This is a genomic window from Streptomyces alkaliphilus, assembly GCF_014141535.1.
GTDB lineage: Bacteria > Actinomycetota > Actinomycetes > Streptomycetales > Streptomycetaceae > Streptomyces > Streptomyces alkaliphilus.
Window position 1 is genome coordinate 1 of the sequence record NZ_VKHT01001272.1, and the last position, 1,196, is coordinate 1,196.

The window sequence follows — 1,196 nt, forward strand, 5'->3', positions numbered from 1 at the left end:
ACTGGATCGGATGCGGCGATGAACTGGGCTTTCACTCCATCGGGAAATGTGACCGAGACGTATGCGGCAGGACTGCTTCGGGCGATGCTGGAGATTCCCTCCCCGTCGTACCAGGAGCGCGCGCTGGGTGATTATCTGGCCCGGGCGATGACGGACCTGGGCTTTCGCGCGCACATCGATGGCGTGGGCAACGCGGTGGGCGTGATCGGACGTGGTGACGGCCCCACACTGATGCTCCTCGGACACATGGACACCGTGACCGGCGGGATTCCGGTCCGTTCCGAGGACGGCATGCTGTACGGCCGCGGCGCGGTGGACGCGAAGGGACCACTCGCGGCGATGATCTGTGCGGCGGCCGGCGCGGCGGACTTCCCCGGCCGGATCGTGGTGATCGGCGTGGTGGAGGAGGAGACACCCCGTTCACGTGGCGCGATGGCGATCCGAACCACCCACCACCGACCGGACGCACTGATCATCGGCGAACCGAGCGGGTGGTCGAGCGTGGTGCTCGGTTACAAGGGAAAACTGGACCTGCGCTACACCGTGAGATGTCCCGCCACCCACCCGAGCAACCCGGAACCAAAGGCATCCGAACTGGCCGTGACCTGCTGGAACACGGTGCTGGACCTGCTGGGGCCGGACGCGGGGCACCAGGTGTTCGACCGGCCGGGCGCGACACTGTGCCGACTCAACGGCGACCTGACCTCGGCGACGGCGGACCTGAGCATCCGTGTCCCACCGGGCTTCGACGTCGAGGCACTGCTCCGGGCACTGCGCGAACGACTACCGACCGGCAACCTCGAGGTACGGAACTCGGTGGCGGCCTGCCGGGTGGGCCGGGCCGACCCGGTGGTCCGTGCCCTGGTGTCCGGAATCCGCCACCTGCACGCCGACCCGCGATTGAAGGTGAAGACCGCCACCTCGGACATGAACACCCTCGCCGAGGTCTGGGACATCCCGATGGCGACCTACGGCCCCGGGGACAGCAGCCTCGATCACACGGACGACGAGCACATCGTGCTCTCGGACTACCTGCGCGGCATCGACGTCCTGACCCATGCCATCCAGGAGTTGGCACACCTGCCCACACACCCGGACCACGACCCGGCAACCGAGGCACCGCCACACATCAGGAGTCTCAGGTGACCGACATGACCCACCACATCACCACCCTCCCCGAACAGCGCCGCACGCGG

At 67.7% G+C, this 1,196-nt stretch carries 1 protein-coding gene; it reads left to right on the top strand.

Annotation, left to right across the window (positions count from 1 at the left end):
* Window positions 1-48 precede the first annotated feature (48 nt).
* Entirely contained in the window at window positions 49-1,146 is a 1,098-nt protein-coding gene (locus FNQ90_RS23905; RefSeq protein ID WP_323380150.1) for a M20/M25/M40 family metallo-hydrolase, read from the top strand.
* Window positions 1,147-1,196: the final 50 nt, after the last annotated feature.